The organism is Parendozoicomonas haliclonae (genome assembly GCF_900174585.1).
Lineage (GTDB): Bacteria > Pseudomonadota > Gammaproteobacteria > Pseudomonadales > Endozoicomonadaceae > Sansalvadorimonas > Sansalvadorimonas haliclonae.
Genome location: NZ_FWPT01000007.1, coordinates 197,102 through 218,776, shown reverse-complemented (window position 1 = coordinate 218,776; position 21,675 = coordinate 197,102). Strand labels below are relative to the sequence as shown.

General features: G+C 53.7%; 14 protein-coding genes. 7 read left to right on the top strand and 7 right to left on the bottom strand.

The genetic code is table 11. The features are described 5' to 3' along the window. Positions 1-26: 26 nt before the first annotated feature. The 5 genes from pepN (at position 27) to EHSB41UT_RS15840 (ending at position 10,052) form a co-directional block, all read left to right on the top strand. A complete protein-coding gene (gene pepN / locus EHSB41UT_RS15860) occupies positions 27-2,666 on the top strand; it encodes an aminopeptidase N (protein WP_087111574.1) in 2,640 nt (879 codons plus the stop codon). A gap of 373 nt (positions 2,667-3,039) precedes the next feature. Continuing rightward, a complete protein-coding gene (locus EHSB41UT_RS15855; RefSeq protein ID WP_087111572.1) occupies positions 3,040-5,127 on the top strand; it encodes a DUF1302 domain-containing protein in 2,088 nt (695 codons plus the stop codon). 124 nt (positions 5,128-5,251) lie between these two features. Next, positions 5,252-6,625, top strand: a complete 1,374-nt coding sequence (locus tag EHSB41UT_RS15850; protein ID WP_087111570.1) for a DUF1329 domain-containing protein — start codon at positions 5,252-5,254, stop codon at positions 6,623-6,625. Between the two features lie 85 nt (positions 6,626-6,710). After that, entirely contained in the window at positions 6,711-7,682 is a 972-nt protein-coding gene (locus tag EHSB41UT_RS15845; protein WP_087111568.1) for a WD40/YVTN/BNR-like repeat-containing protein, read from the top strand. 21 nt (positions 7,683-7,703) lie between these two features. Continuing rightward, positions 7,704-10,052: an efflux RND transporter permease subunit gene (locus tag EHSB41UT_RS15840; protein ID WP_087111566.1), complete on the top strand. Its 2,349-nt coding sequence runs from the start codon at positions 7,704-7,706 to the stop codon at positions 10,050-10,052. Positions 10,053-10,156: 104 nt separating this feature from the next. Here EHSB41UT_RS15840 and EHSB41UT_RS15835 read toward each other — a convergent pair whose 3' ends face one another. The 7 genes from EHSB41UT_RS15835 to EHSB41UT_RS15805 form a co-directional block, all read right to left on the bottom strand. Further along, positions 10,157-10,744, bottom strand: coding sequence for a DUF4136 domain-containing protein (locus tag EHSB41UT_RS15835; RefSeq protein ID WP_087111564.1), 588 nt, complete (start codon positions 10,742-10,744; stop codon positions 10,157-10,159). 70 nt (positions 10,745-10,814) lie between these two features. Continuing rightward, entirely contained in the window at positions 10,815-12,590 is a 1,776-nt protein-coding gene (locus EHSB41UT_RS15830; protein WP_087111562.1) for a BatD family protein, read from the bottom strand. After that, the gene (locus EHSB41UT_RS15825; protein ID WP_087111560.1) at positions 12,584-14,572 is read right to left on the bottom strand and encodes a vWA domain-containing protein; all 1,989 of its coding nucleotides are present in this window, start codon (positions 14,570-14,572) and stop codon (positions 12,584-12,586) included. Before EHSB41UT_RS15825 ends, EHSB41UT_RS15830 begins: the two co-directional genes overlap by 7 nt. Next, positions 14,569-15,630 (bottom strand): vWA domain-containing protein, encoded by a 1,062-nt coding sequence (locus tag EHSB41UT_RS15820; RefSeq protein WP_087111558.1) that lies wholly within the window; start codon positions 15,628-15,630, stop codon positions 14,569-14,571. Before EHSB41UT_RS15820 ends, EHSB41UT_RS15825 begins: the two co-directional genes overlap by 4 nt. Then, positions 15,623-16,177: a DUF4381 domain-containing protein gene (locus tag EHSB41UT_RS15815; RefSeq protein WP_087111556.1), complete on the bottom strand. Its 555-nt coding sequence runs from the start codon at positions 16,175-16,177 to the stop codon at positions 15,623-15,625. The genes EHSB41UT_RS15820 and EHSB41UT_RS15815 overlap by 8 nt, the downstream gene beginning before the upstream one ends. Next, positions 16,174-17,097 (bottom strand): DUF58 domain-containing protein, encoded by a 924-nt coding sequence (locus EHSB41UT_RS15810; RefSeq protein WP_087111554.1) that lies wholly within the window; start codon positions 17,095-17,097, stop codon positions 16,174-16,176. The genes EHSB41UT_RS15815 and EHSB41UT_RS15810 overlap by 4 nt, the downstream gene beginning before the upstream one ends. Before the next feature lie 23 nt (positions 17,098-17,120). Next, positions 17,121-18,101 (bottom strand): AAA family ATPase, encoded by a 981-nt coding sequence (locus tag EHSB41UT_RS15805; RefSeq protein WP_087111552.1) that lies wholly within the window; start codon positions 18,099-18,101, stop codon positions 17,121-17,123. A gap of 259 nt (positions 18,102-18,360) precedes the next feature. Here EHSB41UT_RS15805 and EHSB41UT_RS15800 point away from each other — a divergent pair, with 259 nt between their 5' ends. Both EHSB41UT_RS15800 and EHSB41UT_RS15795 read left to right on the top strand, forming a co-directional pair. Next, on the top strand, positions 18,361-20,868 hold the full coding sequence (locus EHSB41UT_RS15800) for an efflux RND transporter permease subunit (RefSeq protein ID WP_087111550.1): 2,508 nt from the start codon (positions 18,361-18,363) through the stop codon (positions 20,866-20,868). 9 nt (positions 20,869-20,877) lie between these two features. Next, positions 20,878-21,672 (top strand): outer membrane lipoprotein-sorting protein, encoded by a 795-nt coding sequence (locus EHSB41UT_RS15795; protein ID WP_087111548.1) that lies wholly within the window; start codon positions 20,878-20,880, stop codon positions 21,670-21,672. The last annotated feature ends 3 nt before the right edge of the window (positions 21,673-21,675 follow it).

Below are 21,675 nucleotides of genomic sequence, written 5' to 3'. Positions count from 1 at the left end.
CCTGATGTTCCGGTTCAGGAGATTGCATGAAAGACGCTCAACCCCGCGCGATTTATCTCAAAGACTACCAGCAGCCAGATTACTGGATTGAAACCACCGCTCTGAGCTTTGAGCTGGGTGAAGAGTCCACGCTGGTCACCTCGACCCTGAACTTCAAACTAAACGACACCAAGACCCACGCTCAGCTGCCTGAGCTGACGCTGGTCGGTGAGAATATGGAGCTGGTGTCCGTTGCTATTGATGGTGCGGTTCTGTCTGGCGACCAGTACAAGGTTGATAGCGAGCAGCTGGTGCTTCAGCCACAGAGTGAAGCATTTGAAACCTACATCGTGACCCGTATCAAGCCTCAGGAAAACACTTCTCTGGAAGGTCTGTACAAGTCTGGTGGCATGTTCTGTACCCAGTGTGAAGCTGAAGGCTTCCGCAAGATTACCTACTACCTGGATCGCCCGGATGTGATGTCCATCTTCACCACCACGGTGATTGGAGACAAAGACAAGTATCCGGTTCTGCTGTCCAACGGTAATGCCATTGAGCGCAAGGATCTGGACGACGGTCGTCATATGGTGACCTGGAACGATCCATTCAAAAAGCCGGCTTACCTGTTTGCGCTGGTGGGCGGTAACCTGGAATTTATCGAGGATACCTTCACCACCATGAGTGGTCGTGAAGTGACTCTGCGTATTTTTGTTGAGCCGCACAATATCACCAAGTGCGACCACGCCATGCGCTCTTTGAAGAAGTCCATGAAGTGGGATGAGGAAGTCTACGGTCGTGAATACGATCTCGATATCTTTATGATCGTGGCGGTGGACGATTTCAATATGGGCGCCATGGAGAATAAAGGTCTCAATATCTTTAACTCCACCTGTGTACTGGCCCGCCCGGATAATGCCACCGATGCTGCCCACGAGCGTATCGATGCCATCGTTGCCCACGAATACTTCCATAACTGGTCCGGTAACCGTGTGACCTGCCGCGACTGGTTCCAGCTGAGCCTGAAAGAAGGCTTCACAGTATTCCGTGATGCAGAATATACCGCTGATATGTATTCCCGCACTGTTAAGCGTATTCAGGATGTGAACTTCCTGCGTTCTGCCCAGTTTGTAGAAGACGCCGGCCCGATGGCTCACCCGATTCGTCCTGAGTCGTTTATCGAAATTAGCAACTTTTACACCCTGACTGTTTATGAAAAGGGTGCGGAAGTCGTGCGGATGATTCACAGCATCGTGGGTAGCGAAGGCTTCCGCAAAGGCAGTGATCTCTACTTTGATCGCCACGATGGTCAGGCAGTAACTACCGAAGACTTTGTGGCTGCGATGGAAGATGCCAACGGTGTTGATCTCAGCCAGTTCAAGCGTTGGTACTCCCAGGCGGGAACCCCGGTTCTGGACGTGTCTGATAGCTACGATGAAGATGCGCAGGAATATAGCCTGACCATCAAGCAGAGCTGCCCGGCCACACCGGGGCAGGACACCAAGTTGCCATTCCATATTCCGGTCGCAATTGGCCTGCTGGATGGTGAAGGTGAGCCAATGCCACTGAATGGCGAGGGTGAAACGACAGTAGTTCTGGATCTGAAAGAGCCAGAGCAGACTTTCACCTTCAAGGCTGATGAGCGTCCACTGCCATCTCTGCTGCGCGGCTTCTCTGCGCCTGTTAAGGTGAATTACGACTACAGTCGTGAAGATCTGATCTTCCTGATGAGTCACGATGAAGACGGCTTCAACCGTTGGGACAGCTGTCAGCGTCTGGCGATCAATGTCCTGATGGAGCTGGTGGCGGATATTCAGGCCGGTCGTGAACTGGCGGTTGATCCTCAGCTGTTGGCGGCCTATGGCAAGGTGCTGGCTGATGAATCTCTGGATCTGGCCATGATTGCCGAGATGCTGCTGTTGCCATCGGAAACCCTGCTGGCTGAGCAGATGGATGTGATTGATGTTGATGCTATCCATCAGGCGCGTGAGTTTGTTCGTGGAGCTATCGCTGAAGCGCACAAAGAGCGTCTGCAGCAAATCTACAACTCTCTGAATGTGGACAAGCCTTATCAGGCTGAGCCGGAAGATATTGCCGAGCGCCGCCTGAAGAATATTGCTCTGAGCTATCTGGTTGAGCTGGATGATGCTGCCAGTGTTGAGCTGGCTCAGGCTCAGTTCGCTGCGGCTTCCAATATGACCGACAGCATTGCTGCATTGTCCAATCTGATTGGCGCTGTGCATGAAAGTGGCAAGGCTGTTGCGGAGCAGGCGCTGGCCGAGTTCGCCGAAAAGTGGGCCGACGATACCAATGTGATGAATATGTGGTTCAGCACGCAGGTTACGGATTCCCGCTTTGGTACCCTCGCGAAAGTGCGTGAGCTGATGGAGCATCCGGGCTTCGATAAGAAGAACCCGAACAAGATGCGCTCGCTGGTTTCAGGCTACTGTTCCGGTAATCTGGTGAACTTCCACAATATCTCTGGTGAAAGCTATGAGTTCCTGGCTGATGAAGTGATCCGCATTGATGCCCTGAACCCGCAGCTGGCTTCCCGTTTGATTAACCCGCTGACCCGCTGGAAGCGTTATGACGAGAAGCGTCGTGAACTGATGTTGGCTGCCCTTAAGCGTATCCAGCAGCAAGACCTGTCCAAGGATCTGTTTGAGGTGGTGAGCAAGTCTCTCGCCTGATCAGATTTTCCTGCCTGAAAGTGGTCGTTTGTCGTCTTGTGACTCAAACGACCACTGGCATCTACCAAAACATTCACTTCCGGAATAGCCGATTGTCATAATCGGCTATTTTCTATGCATATAGTCGGCATTACCTAGCAAAATGACGACAGGGTCTATACAAATTCGACCAATCACGATAAATTGACCCCCAGCCCGGCGCGCCCAGGTCAGAAAGGTCAACCAGACGCTCTATTGCGGGGGGATTCGCGATGCGAGAGAAGTGGGAAGGCTGGTGATCTGCGTGAACGGAAGGGGCTCGTGTTTTTGCACAATTTTGGCCTCTCCATGCCACGGTGCAAAACAATAATAAATCCACAAGGTGATAATAAGAATGAAGCTGCGCAGGATTTCTATCTCCTCACCAATGCACTTAGCTCCAGCAAAAGCGGGTTTCGCTCTCGCTTCCATACTGGCAGTGTCGCCAGCCAACGCTATTGAGTTCGATCTGATGGACGGTGAAGTCGCCGGTTCATTGGATACTACTGTGTCCTACGGCGCCATGTGGCGTGTACAGGGACAGGACAAAGACAACGATGGTATCAATGGTAACGACGGTAACCGTAACTACGATACCGGTCTGGTTTCCCAGGTTTACAAGGTCACTTCCGACCTGAGCCTGAGCTGGGAAAACTACGGTCTGTTTGCCCGTGGTACCGCTTTCCACGATGCCGAAATGAATGGCAAGACCAACTTCGGTCAGGAATCCTGGCATGCAAGCCAGCCAAGCCAGGCTGGTATGCAGGGCTCCAAGCCTGCCAACCGCTTCACCAAAGATGCGGAAGATATCTCCGGTCAGGACGCCCAGCTGCTCGACGCCTATGTTTACGGTTACTGGGATCTGGGCGAAATGCCTGTTGATGCCCGTCTGGGTAAGCAGGTACTGAGCTGGGGTGAAGGTATGTTCTACCGCAGTGGTATCAACACAACTAACCCTATCGATGCGGCCCGTTTCCGTCTGCCGGGTTCCGAGCTGAAAGAAGCTCTGGTGCCGGTTGAAACCCTGTCTCTGAGTGTTGGCCTGACGGATAACCTGTCTGCCAATGCCTTTTATCAGTGGAACTTCCGCAAGACTCAGATTGATCCGGTAGGCACCTACTTTGCTGAAACCGATCTGTTTGCTGAAGGTGGTAATACTGCTTACAACGAGCTGGGTTCTCTGGCTGGTGTTAAGCCGCTTTATGATCAGCTGGCTGCAGGTGGTGTTGTTGGTGGCTCTGACTACCTGAAAGACGATGGTTTTAAGGTCGCTGCTATCGGCTCAGACATCAATGCCAAGGATGATGGCCAGTTCGGTATCTCCTTCCGCTATATTGCTGAAGAGCTGAATGACACCGAGTTCGGTTTCTACTTTGTAAATTATCACGCTAAAGAGCCTGTAATCTTTGCACAGATTGATGATGGCTATAACGGTGTGAATGTTGATGCGATTAAAGCTGCTGCAGTTACACCAACGGTATTGCAAGCATTTGCCGGCGCTAATACTGGTGGTGATGTAGAAGCGATGCAACGAGTTTTGGCTACAAATCCAGCAGTCAAAGCACAATTTGATGGTGCCGTGGCAGCTTTGTCGAATGGTCAGGCTATTCCAGGAGTCTCAGAAGAAGAGGCTGCGATGGCCGGCGCTCAGGCAGCCGCCGCTGCTGGTGGTGTTGCTGCTATTGACCTTGGCTCCAATCTGACCGGTCACCGTAAGTATCTTGAAGATATCCGTATGTACGGCGTAAGCTTCAGCACCACTTTCGGTAACACCTCTTTTGCCGGTGAACTGGCCTATCGCCCAAATATGCCTATCACCATCTCCGCAACTGATGATCTGATTGGTGATGCTCTGGCTCAGGCTGGTGCGCTATCTAGTGGCGCGACCATCAAGGTTGCCGATCAGATGGTTAACTATGCCAACCTGCGTGATCTGAATAACTACGAGCGTGTTGAATCCTACAACATCTCTCTGTCTGCGATTCACAGCTTTGGTCCAATGCTGAGCTTTGACTCCCTGTTCGGTGTGGTGGAAGTGGCTTCCGAACATCTGCGTGGTTCCGATCTGGAATACACCGATCAGGACGGCAATGTTCGTAAGTTCGCCGGTCGTGGTGACTGTGAATACGCTTCCTCCAACTGTGATGAAGACGATCAGATCGATGCCGATGCGTTCGGTTACAGTGCCGTACTGGCGGGTACCTGGAACGATGTCTATGCAGGCGTTAACCTGAACCCGTACATCCGCTGGAACCAGAATGTGAAGGGTAACTCCCACCGTACCGGTAACTTCCTGAAAGGTGCGAGCTCGACCACTCTGGGTATGAAGGCTCAGTACCTGGATCTGGAAGCTGAACTGCAGTACACCGAGTTCAATGGCCCGGATACCTACAGTCAGCGTGATCGTGATAACGTTTCCATTGGCGTGAAGTACTCCTTCTAAGCTTTTGGTTGACCGGAAAAAGGGCTGAACGGCATTTGTCGTTCAGCCTGATAAAAGAACCAACCAACAAAAACAATATCTTCCCGAAAGGGGCTTTACGGCAAACCGTGGAGTGAGAGACGATATGAAAACAAAAAGAACACTGATTGCCAGTCTGGCAGCGCTTATGTTGTGCGCCGGCCCGGTTTCGGCCAAAGTGTCTCCGGCTGAAGCAGCAAAGCTGGGGAATGAACTGACTCCTCTTGGCGCTGAGCGCAAGGGTAATGCGGACGGTTCGATTCCCGAGTGGAAGCCAATGACCGAAGCCGACATTCCAAAGAGTTATCAGGGTCCTGGCTCTCATCTGGCCAACCCTTACCCGAATGACAAGCCACTGTTTACGATTACCTCCAAGAATCTGGATCAGTACCGTGGCAACCTGACAGCTGGTCAGATCGCACTGTTTGAAGCTTATCCTGAAACCTTCCAGATGCCGATCTTCCAGAGCCGTCGTAACGCGACTCACCCAGAGCGTATTTACGAAAACACCAAGAAAGCCGCTGTAAACGCTGAGTTGCTGGATGGCGGTAACGGCTTTAAGGGCGCTTTTGATGCCTTCCCGTTCCCAATGCCTAAGAATGGTCTGGAAGCCCTGTGGAACCACGTGGTTCGTTACCGTGGTGAATACCTGGTGCGTCGTGCCTCCGAAGTGGCGGTACAGCGTAATGGTTCCTACTCTCTGGTAACCTCCCAGCAGGAAGTGTACTTCAAGTACAACGATCCTAAGCTGGCGGAAGAAGATCTGGATAACATTATCTTCTACTACCTCTCTTTCACCACGGCTCCTGCCCGTCTGGCCGGTGGCGCGGTACTGGTTCACGAGACTCTGGACCAGATTAAAGAGTCCCGTAAAGCCTGGGGTTACAATGCTGGTCAGCGTCGTGTACGTCGTGCACCGAACCTGGCTTATGACACCCCGATTGCTGCCGCTGAAGGTCTGCGTACCACCGATGACACCGATATGTTCAGTGGTGCTCCGGATCGCTTCAACTGGAAGCTGGTTGGCAAGAAAGAGATCTACATCCCGTACAACAACTACAACCTGATCAGCGACAAGCTGAGCTATGACGATGTACTGGATGCCGGCCACCTGAACCCTGCCAACACCCGTTACGAGAAGCACCGTGTATGGGTTGTTGAAGGCAGCCTGAAGGACGGTAAGCGCCACGTTTACTCCAAGCGTGTCTTCTACATGGACGAAGACAGCTGGAGCATCGCGGTTGCCGATCAGTATGACGGCCGTGGTGAACTGTGGCGTGTGAGCATGGCTTACCTGGCCAACATCTATGACCTGCCAACGACCTTCACGACTCTGGACGTATACCACGATCTGCAGTCCCGTCGTTACCACGTGCAGGGTCTGGCCAACGAAGAGAAGACCATGCTGGATTACACCAAGGCCATCCCTTCCAAGAGCTACTTCAAGCCGTCCGCTCTGCGTCGTCGCGGACGTAAATAAGACGACCATAGCAGTATCGGGCCCCTGTTCTGTGTAACGCAGACAGGGGCCTTTATGGAACACGAACACGAAAAAAGGGTTTTCTATGAAGTCTCCCTCAAAGTTTCTCGTGGCCAGCCTGCTTTCCAGTGCCGTTATTGCCAGCACGGGCATGTTGAGCGCACAGGCTGTGGCCGAGCCGGTCTCAGACCAGATTCTTTCTTCCCTGATGTTGGATGTCGATAAAGCCGGCACCAGTAATCACCTGGTCGCTGTCGGCGACCGTGGTCATGTGCTCTGGTCCGAGGACGAGGGCAAGGCCTGGCAGCTGGGTGAAAACAGCACTCAGGTACTGCTGACCGCCGTTGATTTTCCTACCGTAAATATCGGCTATGCCGTGGGCCATGATGCTGTGGTGCTGAAGTCCACCGACGGTGGCCGCAGCTGGAACAAGGTCTACGAAGATAAAGAAGCAGAAGTCCCGCTGCTGGATGTTCTGTTTACCGATGCCAACAATGGCTTTGTGATGGGCGGCTACGGCTACCTGCTGCAGACCACCGATGGCGGCAAGACCTGGCATAACCGTTTCGACAGTGTCGAGAACTTTGACGAGTTCCATTACAACGGTATGACCCAGCTCAAGAACGGTATGCTGATGATGGTCGGTGAAGCCGGCACCATGTACCGCTCTTCCGATAATGGCAAAAGCTGGGAAACTCTGGAAAGCCCGTATGAAGGTACCTTCTTCGGCGTCAGCGCGCTGGAACAGTTGAATGGTGCAGTGGCTTACGGCCTGCGTGGCAATGCCTTTATTACCAACGACAGTGGTGATACCTGGACAGAGCTGGACACCGGCACGGAACAGACCTTTTTCTCCGGTCTGGTGCTGAAGGGCAATATGCCTCTGCTGGTAGGAACCGGTGGCACCTTCTCCCGTAACGATGGTGATGATGTGCTGGTGAATAACCAGTCTGACCGCGCTGTGCTGACCGGGATTGTCAAAACTTCGGATAACGTCTTTGTGGTCACCGGCGAGAATGGTATTCGTCGCGTTGATCCGAGTGTTATCGGTCTTTAAGCCGGAACAGGAAATGCTGTTATGAGTAAACATATCTCTACTGAACCGGTACTCGAAAGACTGTTTTTTAACAATCGTGTGCCGGTTGTCATTCTCTTCTTTATTGCTTCGGTGGTGCTCTCTTTCCAGTTAATGGGCCTGAGAGTCGATGCCAGCTTTGAGAAGATGATCCCGCTCAAGCACCAGTACATTATGAACTGGCTGGAGCGTCGGGATGATCTGGGCAGTGCCAACAGTCTGCGTATTGCTGTGGCTCCGCAGGACGGTGATATTTTCGACGCGGAATACATGGACAAGCTGCAGAAGCTGACGGACGAAGTCTTCTATCTGCCGGGTGTTGACCGTGCGGCCATGAAGTCTCTGTGGACGCCAAACGTACGCTGGCTGGAAGTAACCGAGGAAGGCTTTGAAGGCGGCCCGGTAATTCCCCAGACTTACAATGGTGATGCGACTAGTCTGAAAGAGCTGCGGATTAATATTTTGCGCTCCGGTACGGTTGGCAGCCTGGTTTCCAACGATTTCAAATCCAGTATCGTGGAACTGCCGCTGTTTGAGTCCAACCCGGAAACCGGTGAAAAGCTGAACTATGCCGAGCTGTCCCAGGCTCTGGAAGAGATTCGTGACCGTTATGCCGAGCAGGGCATCAACCTCCATATCATTGGCTTTGCCAAGGTGGTGGGTGACCTGTTTGAAGGTGTGCAGTCCATCGGTATCTTCTTCCTAGTGGCGCTGGCGATCACTTTTGTTCTGCTGTTCGCTTACTCCCGCTGCCTGAAGTCCACTATTGTTCCGATCATCTGTTCCCTGATCGCTGTCGTCTGGCAGTTGGGGCTGCTGTCGGCGCTGGGCTTTGGTCTGGATCTGTACTCGGTACTGGTACCGTTCCTGGTCTTTGCCATCGGGGTCAGCCACGGTGTGCAGATTATTAATAATATTGCCATCGAGTCGGCCAAGGGGGCGGAAGCCCTGAAAGCAGCCCGTCTGACTTTCCGTGCTCTTTATATCCCGGGCATGCTGGCTCTGATCTCTGATGCGATCGGCTTCCTGACCCTGCTGGTGATCGAGATCGATGTGATCCAGTCTCTGGCGATTGCTGCCAGTATTGGTGTCGCGGTAATTATCCTCACCAACCTGATTCTGCTGCCGGTGTTGATGTCCTGGGTTGGCGTCAGCAAGGGCGTGCGTGAGCGTGGTGATATCTCCAAGCAGAAGTCACCGGTCTGGTCTTTGATCTCCCGCTTTGCCCATCCTTATGTTGCGCCGGTTTCTATCGTGATCGCCCTGTGTGGTTTCGGTTACGGTCTGATGATGAAGGATCAGGTAAAGATTGGTGATCTGGATCCGGGTGCTCCGGAGCTTCGCGCCGACTCCCGCTACAACCAGGATAACGCCTACATTACCGCCAACTACTCCACCAGTGCGGATACCTTTATCACCATGGTGGAAACCGGCCCTGAAATGTGTGCCAGCTTCGAGACCATGCAGGCGCTCGATAACTACATGTGGCATATGAAGCAGGTGCCGGGTGTGCAGGATGCGGTATCCATGGTCACGGTTGCCAAGCAGGTTATTAAAGGCCTGAACGAAGGTAACCCGCAGTGGCAGACCCTGTCCCGTAACCAGTACGTGCTGAACAATGCCATCAACAACGGTACGGCCTCCCAGCTGTATAACAAGGATTGCAGCCTGGCCCCGGTTCTTCTGTTTCTGGAAGACCACAAGGCGGAAACCCTTGAGCGTGTTGTTGATGCCACTGAAGCCTTTGCTCTGGCCAACAATACCGACGACATCAAGTTCCTGATGGCGACCGGTAATGCCGGTGTGGAAGCGGCGACCAACGAAGTGATTGGTTCTGCTCAGAATCTGATGCTGGTTTGGGTTTACTCTGTCGTGAGTATTCTGGTACTGATCACTTTCCGTTCCGTACGTGCCGTGGTCTGCATTATTGTGCCGCTGGCGCTGACCTCGCTGCTGTGTCAGGCGCTGATGGTGCATATGGGTATTGGCGTTAAGGTTGCAACCCTGCCGGTTATCGCGCTGGGTGTGGGTATCGGGGTGGATTACGGTATCTATATCTACAGTCGTCTGGAGAGCTTCCTCAAGCAAGGTATGAATCTGCGTCAGGCTTACTACGAGACGCTGCGCACCACAGGTAAGGCGGTTGTCTTTACCGGTGTGACTCTGGCAATCGGTGTCTGCACCTGGATCTTCTCGCCAATCAAGTTCCAGGCGGATATGGGCATGCTGCTGACCTTCATGTTCCTGTGGAATATGTTCGGCGCTATCTGGCTGCTGCCAGCACTGGCCCGCTTCTTTGTTCGCCCGGAAAAGGTGAAGAAGGATGAAGATATGCCGGCCGTTACCCTGTAACGACAGCTGATATCTCTGTAAAAATGCCCCGTCTGTTTAAACAGACGGGGCATTTTTTATGGCTGGGCTAATAGGGTAGTGAGTATCCGCTCGCTGTTTTTGGCTTAGTTCTCAATGGTTGCCAGCATTCGGTGCACGGCCTGACGCGCGCGCTCCAGTTGCAGCTCCCTGCTTAGTTCCTTGGCAACAAAACCCTGGGCTGCCCCTTTCCAAAGCTCTTTGCCGGTTTCTGCATGAATCAGACTAACGGCAATGGTCATCTTCTCTTCCCCGGGAACGGTCGTTAGCCCCGGTGTATTACCAAAGAAGTTGATGAGTGAGCTGTCACTGACCAGTTGCCCGGAGACCAGTCCGTAACGGACAGTCAGTGCCCCCAGTCGTGGGCCTTTCTCAGTCGAAAGTTTTGGCTTCAGTTCGCTGACCAGAATCGATTCTATTGCTGCATAAGCCTGCTTGCGCTCTGGCAGCAGCTGATCCTTCTTGCCAGCATAGATGGGTTCGATAATCAGCCGGTCATAACGGCCCGGCTGGAAATGTTGTTTGTGGGTCGCGGTGACTGCCAGTGCCTGTGGCCCTGAAGGCAGAAGTGACTCCGGTGCTTTTGGTGTTTGTGAACAACCGGATAGCACCAAAGATAAGGACAGGCCGGCTGCAATACAGAAGGCCTGGTGACGATTGTTATTTTTTCCCATGATATCCCCGTTCTTTGCGCTCGCCTCCCTGGAGCAGGAGCCTGTCGTGGAAGACAGGCTCTACAAACGATCAGGGATTAATGCGCAGGGTATTGTTGGACTTCTCTGATTGCTGATTGAACCATTGTTTACGGGCCTCTGTCAGCAGATTAACGAGTGGTGTCGTATCCAGTGCGGATTTCTCTGTACTGTAACGCTGTGACAGGAGTAGATTCCAGCCCTTGCTCAGCTCATCAGAGTTCAGAGTGCTGATGACCTCACTGCTGGTCAGTGACTCCTTACCGATCAGCTCTGTGCCCCAGCTCACCAGCCGTTGCTCAAGAATTGCCGCTTCGTTGTTCTGGCAGGCGTTGATCAGTGCCTTGAATAGCTCGGATTCCGAGGTATGACTTGGGAAGGATGTTTTAGTGGTTTTTGTTAGGGAAGGCGAGCCGCGTTTCAGGCGGACAACATAAGCCAGAGTCAGCAGCCAGAGCAGGGCAAAGACGGCGGTTGCTGCCTGCCAGATGAACAGTGAGTTCTCGCTTACCGGTTCTCCAATAGTCTGCAGGTCGCCACTTTGTAGCGTCTGCTCTGATGCGTTGGAGGACGGCGTTGTTGTGGTTGGACTCACTGCCACAGGTGCCTGTGGCTGCACAGCAGGCTGACTACCAGCCGCAATATTCAGCGTCTGTGCCGCCAGTGTACTGATTTCAATCTGTCCGGTTTTGGTATTAAACCAGGTGAGCTCAACGGCAGGCAGGGTGATCTCACCGGCCTGAGTCGGTACCAGGGCCACAGACTCACTGCGAATACCGGTGGTTTGTGTTCCCGAGAGACGGTTATCAGTAGCAGGCTGATCCGGATAGCTGTTCACACCATTCAGATTCAAGGCTGGTAATGGCGGAATCAATGCACTGTTGGTTCCTTCGGCCGTCACGGTAATGGTGCGGGTAATGGAATCCCCGGTCTTCAGTTGAGCCGGGTTACTGCTCCAGCTCTCCGAGAGTGACAGTGATTCTGCTGGCAGCCACGGTGTACCGGCCGGCCAGTTTTCTGGAGGAGGATTCACCGTCAGCAGCATCTCCGGCGAGCTGATCCGGAAAGGGCGGGAGCGGGTCATCCGCAGAAGGCTAGGGCGGCCGTAAGGGTCATCCTCAACCAGCGCGCCAGTGAGTACCTGCCCACTGATACGCAGTTCACCTGCGCGGGTTGGTGTTACCAGATATTCCAGACTGATCACCTGATAGCGCACGCCATTGATAATCCGTTCTTCACGTTTATCGTTGCTGATCAGCTTGATGATGGCACCTTCGGCCTGTGGGCTGCTCAGGTCGGGATTGTCGGCAAAGTCGGCACGGGTAAAGATTTTCAGGGTGAGTACTGCTTCCTGACCTTCCCAGAGTGTTTCTGCACTGAGGCTGCTGCGCATATAAACAGGAGAGCTGGCAGTGGCACCTTGTTGGGCGGAGGTTTTGTGAACCTTGATCTGAATGGGATTACTGGTGCTGTCACCAAAGGTCAGGGCAGGCAGAGTCAGAGTGCCTTCCCGCTTGGGCATCAGAGTGATATTCCACTCGACCCAGGATGCATTCTCGCCATTGATCATCCGGATCTGGTTGCTGCGGCTGGTGCCAAGAATATCAAAGTCTTTTTCCAGTGGTGCAAAGTCTGGTGAGCCTCGTAACGTCAGGCCATCACTGCGCAGGGTATAAACCAGTGCTTCCCCTTCCGTGATTTCGTTGCGATCAACCGTAGCGGAAAGACTGGCCCAGGCCGGCAGGCTGCCCATAATCAAAAGGATCAGAAGAGCCATAGCCAGGGCCGGCTGTTGCATCAGGTGCCGTATACTGTGTTGTTTTACCATGGCTGTGTATCCTGCGGAGCGTGTTGGCGTTTCTGCTGCATCTGTTTCTGTTGCTGCTCGAATTTACGGCGTAATAGACCACCCGGGTCGTTCGGTATACGCCGGAGCCAGGCTTCGGTCTGCTCGGCATCCATATCCTGTTCGGTTGCTTCCGTAGCTACTGGAGCCTGTTGTTCTTTACCGGTTTCATCGGATGGTTCAGTTGTTGCCTGTGACTGTTGAGACTCCGAATCAGCCTGCTCTTCCTCGTTCTGACCTTGTTCAGCGGATGAGGCATCTTGCTCTTGATCCTGTTCGCCTTGTTGCTCAGAGTCATTCTGTTGATTTTGCTGATCTGCAGAATCACTGTTTTGGGATTGGTTCTTATCAGATGGCTGATCTTTACCTTGGTCAGCAGACTCGTTCTTTTGCTGGCTTCCGGAGTCATCCTGCTTTTGCTCAGAACCTTGCTGATCCCCGGACTGCTCCTCTGAGTTGTTCTCAGACTTGTCCTGCTGATCGCTGTTTTGCTGCTGGTTGTTATCCTGATTCTGGTTTTGCTGATTTTGTTGCTGTTGTTTCAGCTCTTCCACAATCTTTTGATTGGTGCGGGCCTGTTCCATATCCGGATTAGCTTTTAGCGCTTCCTTATAGGCGTCCAGAGACTTTTGCAGCTCGCCGGCGCGGGCCAGAGCATTGCCCTGGTTATAGAAGGCATCCGCTTTAGCCATGGGATTGGAAGCAGCTTTAGCCTGCTCGCCAAACAGGGAGGCGGCTTCTGCATATTGGCCGGCCTGATCCAGTGCTTCGGCTTTCCATTGAGGATTGTCAAAGCGGGCGGCTGCCGCTGCACTGTTGCCTTGTTGGAGCAAAGCCTGCCCTTGTTGGTCCGGTGTTTCCCAGGCATTGCTCCAGGCCTTGTCTAGCACGCTTTCTTTATTGGCTGGAACTTGCTGTTGCTCTGCCAAAGAGTCCGGGCTGTGTAATCCAAGAGCACTGACCAGCAACAGTGGCAAAATAAGTCCTCGACGGAACCCGACCAGAACCAGAGGAATCAGCAGCAGGGTGAGCCAGCGGCCTTCGTCATACCAGCTATCAAAGTTACGATCGACCCGTTGCGTTGCATCCAGTGCTGAACTCTTGGGCAGCAGTCGGGTGATATCGCTGTTATCCAAAGTAAGGTCACTGTAACGGCCACCACTGGCGCGGGCTGTGGACTGCAGCAGATTACGTTCCAGCTGTGCCATAACAATCCCGCCTTGAGCATCACGCATAAACCCACCGCCCTCGGCCGGTACCGGGGCGCCGTTCTCTGAACCTATACCCAGAATCGACAAGGTATCGCCACTGTCAGAAACTTCACTTTCAATCGCCTTGCTCTGTTGTTCGGTCAGGCCATCGGTGATCAGCAGGATGCTGCCAGCCTGTCCACTGCCCTGACGCAACAGTTCAATTGCTTTGGCAACACCTTGCTGTGGCTGACTGCCTTGTACCGGCATTATGGATGGATCAAGGGCCCGCACCAGATTGGTCAGGGTGGCATTGTCGTCGGTTAATGGTGAGACTACATGGCTGCTGCCGGCATAAGCGACAATCGCCGTCAGACCATCCTGTCGTTGTCGGAGGATATCCGTCAGTTTCTGTTTAGCGCGTGTTAATCGATTAGGCGCCGGGTCAGCCGCCAGCATCGAGCGGGACAGATCCACCACAATCACCAACGGCGCTACGCTCTTTTCGACCGGGGTTTCAATCTGTTTCCAGGCCGGTCCAGCCATGGCCACAATAGCGATAATGCCAGCGATTGCGGCAACCAGTGCCGGCCAGCGGCTGCGGGTCTGTTCCTCACCTTCGAGAAGGTGCTCAAGCAAGTGCGCAGGAATCAGGGTTTGCCAGCTGCCTTTGTTGGTGTGGCTCTGCCAGAGCTGCCAGATCACCAGAGCCAGTGGTGCCAAAGCCAGCAACCACAACGGCCGCAGAAAATGAAAATTCTCAATCATAGTCATAGGGGCTGCTTCTCCTTATTGCTGGAGAAGCGGGAAGCAAAATGGATCAGTGCCATCAGGGCACTCAATAACAGCGCCAGACCAAGAGGCCAGTAGAACAGCTCTTTGACCGGGCGGAAGGTTTCCTTGCTCTGTTCGATGGGTTCGAGGCTGTCGATGGTACGGTAGATCTCCTGCAGGTCTTCCTGAGAGCGAGCCCGGAAGTAACGACCGCCGGTTTGTTCGGCAATTTTGGTTAAAGTCTCTTCATCCAGATCCGCAGACGGATTGACCCGCTGTGCACCAAAGTTGCTGCCAAACAGTCCGGGAATAATCATCTCGTCAGCGCCAACCCCGACAGAATAAATGGTGACGCCTTCCTTGGCCGCCAGCTCGGCGGCTTTTAAAGGACTGAGATTGCCGGCGGTATTGGCACCGTCGGTCAGTAACACCATTACCCTTTGTTCTTTCGGGCGTTTGCGCAGTTGGCGTACACCCAGACCAATGGCATCACCGATTGCTGTCATCGGGCCGGCAATACCGATAGTGGATTCATTCAGCAATGTGCGAACGGTTTCCACATCAAAGGTCAGGGGTGTTTGCAGGTAAGCATTAGAGCCGAACAGAATCAGACCCAATCTGTCGCCTTTGCGGTTATCAATAAATTTGCTGACCACATCCTTGATGACTTCCAGACGATCCGCTTCCCGACCATTCAGGGGCAGATCCTTGATAGTCATACTTTCGGACAGATCGACCGCCAGCATGGTGTCACGGCCAGTTACCGGCAATTCTACTGGATTGCCAATCCAGCGTGGACCGGCTGCGGCAGTGAGTACAGACAACCAAATAACGACAGCCAATGGCAGATTCCATCGGTTAGCGGGTGAGCTGGCGGCCGGTGTGCTGCCCAGTGGCAGGTCCGCATAAAACGGCACCAGCAGTGCACTTTGCTGACGACCCATGGGTTTGCTGAAGCGATACACCAACCAGGCCAGTGGCAGCAGCAGGAATAGCCAGGGCAGACCGAATTCAAACCGGCCAAACAGATGGGTGAGGGTAGGGAACCATTCAGTCATGATTGCTTCCCATACCGGCTTTTTTCAGGGAGTGTTTGCTAATCCACTGACGGGTCAGGGTTATAAGTTGCTCCCCTGAACCTGCCTGTTCTGTTTGGGGTTTGGCGTAGAGATTGGCGCCGAGTTGTTGACCGGTTTCTGACTGAAAATCGTTAAGGCCTGAGGAACGGGCTAAAAAGTCCAGCCAGTCTTTATCCACCAGATTCGCGACCTGTTCCCGAGGCCACACTTGCAGAGCAGTAGCTTTGAGCAGCAGATTGCAGTTTTTGGCCAACTGTCGGGCATCGCCGTCAAACTGAAAGCTTTGGGCGATCTGGTCGAGCTGCTTCAAAGCCTCGCGGCGATAAGCATTCCGGCGGTGACGCTGCACCAGCCAGATAACGACAGCTGTGATCAGGGTAATAATCAACAGAGCCAGAATCCACCATCCGGGGGCAGGCGGGAACCAGCTAATCGGTTCCGGCAGAATATTGGGTTCCAGGGCATCCAGTGGGTTGGCACCCTGCGCCATGGGTGAGGCGGATGGCATGGGAGCGGTGCCGTTCATTGTGCGCCTCCCCGATGCATGGCGATCAGCTGCTCATCAGTGGGCTGGCTGCTGTCGATGCGTAATAAAGGAATACGGTAACGCTGCAAGTGTTCTGTCAATGTCGTTTGTTTCTGTTGGGCCTGCTGCTGGTAGTGCTCCCGGGTCTGACGGGCGCGGGTATCCAGCAGGCCACGGTGTCGTCCATCACTGACGGCATAAAGGCCGGCAGGTGGCAGGTAGTAGTCCAGCGGGTCAAACACCTGCACAGCCATTACATCGTTATGGCGGGAGAGCAGGGCCAAATCTCTAAGACCAGTCTGGCTGATACCGTGAAAATCACTGATCACTACTACCAGCGTACCGGGATGGGCCAGTCGGGTGGCGCTGGCCAGCATCTTATCCAAGGCCTGGTCATCCCTCGGGATACCGGCTTTCAGGTTCTGGTTCATGGCTACTGTATGCTGGAAAATCTGCAGCAGATGCTGGCGTGAGCGACGTGGTCGTAGTTCCAGATGCTGCTTCTCACTGTTGTGTAAACCAGATAATAGGGCGCCGACACGATCACCATGATGCAGGGTTTTCCAGGCCATCAGGGCCATAACCTCTGCCGCTGCCACGGATTTGAAATTCAGTTGACTGCCAAAGAACAGCCCCGGCCCCTGATCAACCACCAACAGTACCGGGCGTTCCCGCTCTTCCCGGTAAACCCGGGTCTGGGTTTTGTTAGTGCGGGCACTGGCGCGCCAGTCGATAGTGCGGATGTCGTCACCGGGCTGGTAACCGCGAAACTCTTCAAAGTCCATGCCCCGGCCACGCATCCGTGATTGATGACCACCGGACATCAAGGCCCGGGCCGGACCGGGCTGATACAGAGGAATCCGCCGGGCCGGGCCTGCCAGACGGGTTAGTTCTTCAAGGCTGGTATAGGCGCCGCTCATCGGTCACTCCTTTGATGAGAGGCTTAGGCGACAGCGACTTGTTGAATCAGCTGGGCCAGAATGCGGTCGGCATTCATACCCCGGGCTTCGGCTTCATAGCTTGGGATAATCCGGTGGCGCAGCACATCATGGGCAGTGGCCTGCACATCGTCCGGAGTGACGAAGTCACGACCCGCCAGCCAGGCGTGGGCACGGGCACAGCGATCCAGAGCGATAGTGCCCCGCGGGCTGGCACCATATTCCAGAAGAGCGCCGAGGTTCTGCTGATACTTGGCCGGGTTGCGGGTGGCATCGATCAGATGAACGATATAATTTTCCACCGCTTCATCCATATGCAGCTCCAGCACTTCCTTGCGGGCGGCGAAGATCACGTCTTGGGAAATCACTTCCGGCTGAGGTTGTTCCAGCTCCAGAGCCTCGCCCCGTACCAGTTTAAGAATGCGGCGTTCATCTTCTACGGATGGATAGCTGATGCAGACATGCATCAGGAAACGGTCGAGCTGGGCTTCCGGCAGCGGGTAGGTGCCTTCCTGTTCAATCGGGTTCTGGGTGGCCATAACCAGAAACAGTTCCGGCAGCTTGTGAGTTGTGCCGGCAACACTCACCTGACGTTCAGCCATGGCTTCCAGCAGCGCGGCCTGCACCTTGGCCGGGGCGCGGTTGATTTCATCCGCCAGGACCAGATTGTTAAATACCGGTCCCTGCTGGAAACGGAAGCTGCCATCTTCCGGGCGATAGACTTCAGTACCAGTAATATCTGCCGGCAATAGATCCGGGGTGAACTGGATACGCTGAAAGCCGGCCGCAAGGCCGTTGGCCAGATCCTTGATCGCTTTGGTTTTTGCCAGACCAGGTGCACCTTCAACCAGCATATGGCCATCAGCCAGCAAGGCGATCAATAGTCGGTCCAGCAGGCGCTCCTGACCAATAATCATCTGGCGCAGGTAATTACGAAGAGAGAGTAGGGACTGGCGTGCCTCTGTGTTATTGGTGATGGATTCCATAGTTGACGCGGTCTCTCTGTGATTCCTGATAAGGGGATGACAATGAAAAAAGTTCAATGAAGCGTTGATGATTTATCAGTGAACAGAGGCGGGCTGTCAAGGTGGTGGACAGTACCCGCCCGCATCATTGACCACAGGTCAGCAAAAAAGTTCCCACAAGTGATGAAAAAATATCTGTGCATTTAAATGGATGGCGCCTTGTCTATTAGATGTCTCTAATGTATTGTTTGATAAAACATTAGGATTCTCTAATATAAAAATGAAAATACTGTTCACCACTTTTGCTCTTCAGCATCCCCGTAAGGTTTATGGGCTGGTGCTTCTTCTTACTCTGGCCTGTCTGGCCATGATGCCTCTACTGACTATTGATACCGACCCGGAAAATATGTTGCGGGAGGATGATCCCGCCCGGATTTTCCATAACCAGGTCAAGCAGCAGTTCATCATGCACGACACCATCGTCGTGGGTGCGGTCAGCGCGACGGGAGAGGGTATCTACAATCCCCAATCCCTGCAGGCTCTGCATCAGCTTTCCCGCGGCATTCTTGATATTGATGGTGTCGTCAGTCGGGATCAGATGTCTCTCGATACCGTAGATAACATCACCCAGCAAGGGCCAGGCACAATTCGATTTGAATGGTTGATGCAGCAGGCGCCGCAAACCCAGGCTCAGGCCGATGCCATTAAGCAGGCTGTGAACCGTCTGCCGATGCTGAACAATACTCTGGTATCCGGTGATGGTCAGGCCGCTGCCGTTTATGTACCGGTGGCAGATAAAGACGAAAGCTATCGTATAGCCGAAGAGGTTCGTGGGCTGGTGGCCGGTCTCGACAGCTCCGATCAATATCACATAACCGGCCTGCCGGTTGCTGAAGATCAGTTTGGCGTAGAAATGTTTATCCAGATGGGTATCTCAGCTCCGCTGGCCGGGCTGGCGATCTTTATCCTGATGTGGGTGTTCTTCCGCAGTCTGCCGCTGGTCACCGGGCCGATGATTGTGGCCATGGCGACGGTGATTATCACTATGGGCCTGCTCATTGGCATGGGCTTTACCGTTCATATTATGTCGTCGATGATTGCAATCTTCCTGATGCCAATCGCGGTGGTGGACTCAACCCATATCCTGTCCGAGTTTGCCGATCGGTTCCACCCTGGTGAAGATCCCAAGGCTGTCATCATTAAAGTGATGGATCATCTGTTTACCCCGATGCTGTATACCTCGGTTACTTCGGCGCTGGGCTTTCTGTCGCTGATGCTGACGCCGATTCCACCGGTACAGATTTTCGGAGCCTATATTGCCTTTGGTATCTTCCTGGCTTTCTTGCTGACCATTATTTTTATTCCGGCGTATATCTCTCGGATGTCTCCGGAGGCTTTGAAATCCCTGCAGAATGCCATTCATCGAATGGAGGACGGTGGTCGTCTGGGACGTTGGCTGCCAAGACTGGGTGGTTTTGCCACGGGTCGTCGGTTTGTTGTATTGCTGGTTGCAGCCGGTGCCTTTGCCATCAGCGTGGCGGGTATTACCCGTATCCAGATCAACGACAATCCGGTGAACTGGTTTAAGGCCGATCATGAAATCCGGGTGGCCGACAAGGTCCTTAACAACCACTTTGCCGGTACCTACGATGCCTGGCTGGTTCTGGAGAGCACTTCAGCGGATAACACCAGTCTGGCTAATGAGGTCAATCAACTGATTGCAGGGGCCGAGGCGCAGGGCATTGATCTGAGTGCTTATGCCGTTATTGGTAATCTTGAGCTGGATGTACTGGCCAGCCGTTTGGATGATCAGCTGTTTGCAGCTGGTGCGGATGAAGCTGTTTGGCTGGAACAGATGCTGGCTGTGGTTGAACAGGAGCAGCAACAACGTCGTACATTCCTGAACCCGGCGGTGTTGCAGTGGATGGAAGGTCTGCAGACGCATCTGTTGGCCTCGGATCTGGTCGGCAAGGTGAATGCTATGCCGGATGTGGTGAAAACCGTGAACCGGGAACTGCGTTCCGGTGCTGATGCCGACTTCCTGCTGCCCGATACCGCCAATGGCGTTGCCCAGACCCTGTTGCAATATCAGTCTTCCCACCGCCCGCAGGAGCTCTGGCACTTTGTTACGCCGGATTACCGTGACAGCCTGATCTGGCTGCAACTGACCAGTGGTGACAATCAGCATATGAGTCAGGTTGTTGCGCTGGTGGATGCTTATATTGCAGAGCATCCGTTGCCGGAAGGTTTACGCTATGGCTGGGCTGGCAAGGCGTATCTGAATGTGGTCTGGCAGGATGCCATGGTGAGCGGTATGGCGGACAGTTTGCTTTCGTCGTTTGTTGTGGTGTTTGTGATGATGGTGGTGCTGTTCCGTTCGCTCAAATATGGCGTTCTGGCCATGCTGCCACTGACATTTACCATCACCCTGATCTACGGCCTGATTGGCTGGGTTGGCAAGGATTACGATATGCCAATCGCAGTTCTGTCGGCACTCACTCTGGGCCTGTCTGTCGATTTCGCAATTCACTTCCTGCAGCGCTACCGGGAATTGCGCAAGCAAGGCACTAACGATATATCTCTGGCTGAGATGTTTCAGGAGCCCGGCCGTGCCATTACCCGCAACGCCATTGTTATAGCTGTTGGCTTCACCCCGCTGTTGTTTGCCCCGTTGGTGCCGTATATCACCGTGGGTATCTTCCTGGCGAGCATTATGGCGGCTTCGGCGCTGGTCACGCTGGTACTGCTGCCGGCTTTGTTGAAGTTTGAAACGATTGGCAAGGCTTAAGGAGCTGTTATGAGAGTGATCAAATCCCTGTTGGCTTTCGCACTGCTGAGCAGTTCCATGGCGCAGGCGGCAGTGCTGACGGATGCTGTCGAAATTGTCGAGAAAGCCAACCTTTCTTCCTATTACGCCGGCAAGGATGGCCGGGCGAAAGCGCGGATGCGTATCACCGATGCCCAGGGGCGTCAGCAGCTCCGTCAGTTCACGATTCTGCGCCACAGTAAAGAACCGGGTGGTGAGCAGGACATGATGGTGTTTTTCAGCCGCCCCAGTGATGTGCGTAACACGGTTTTCCGGGTAGTGCGCCACCCGGGTGAGGATGATGATCGCTGGCTCTATTTGCCGGGATTGGATTTGGTGAAACGTATCTCTGCCGGTGATAAACGGACGTCGTTTGTTGGCTCTGATTTCTTTTATGAGGATGTCTCCGGGCGTGATCCTTCTGCTGATCACCACCGTCTGGTTAAAACTACGGACGAGCATTATGTGCTGGAAAGCACGCCTAAGGATGCGCAGTCGGTTGAGTTTGCCAGTTATCAAAGCTGGATTAGTAAAGAGACGCTTATGCCAGTGACTGTGGAATATAAAAATCACAAAGGTGTTGTTTATCGCCGGATGGAAGCCCTGAAGGTTGAGTTGATTCAGGGTTATCCGACAGCGGTCTCTGCAAAGATTACCGATCTGGAGCGGGGGAGCAGTACTGAGATGCAGATGCGTGGAATTCAGTACGATATTGGTTTGCCTCAGTCTCTGTTTAGTGAACGCAGCCTTCGTAACCCTCCAGTTCAGTGGCTGAAGGGGCGTTAAGCT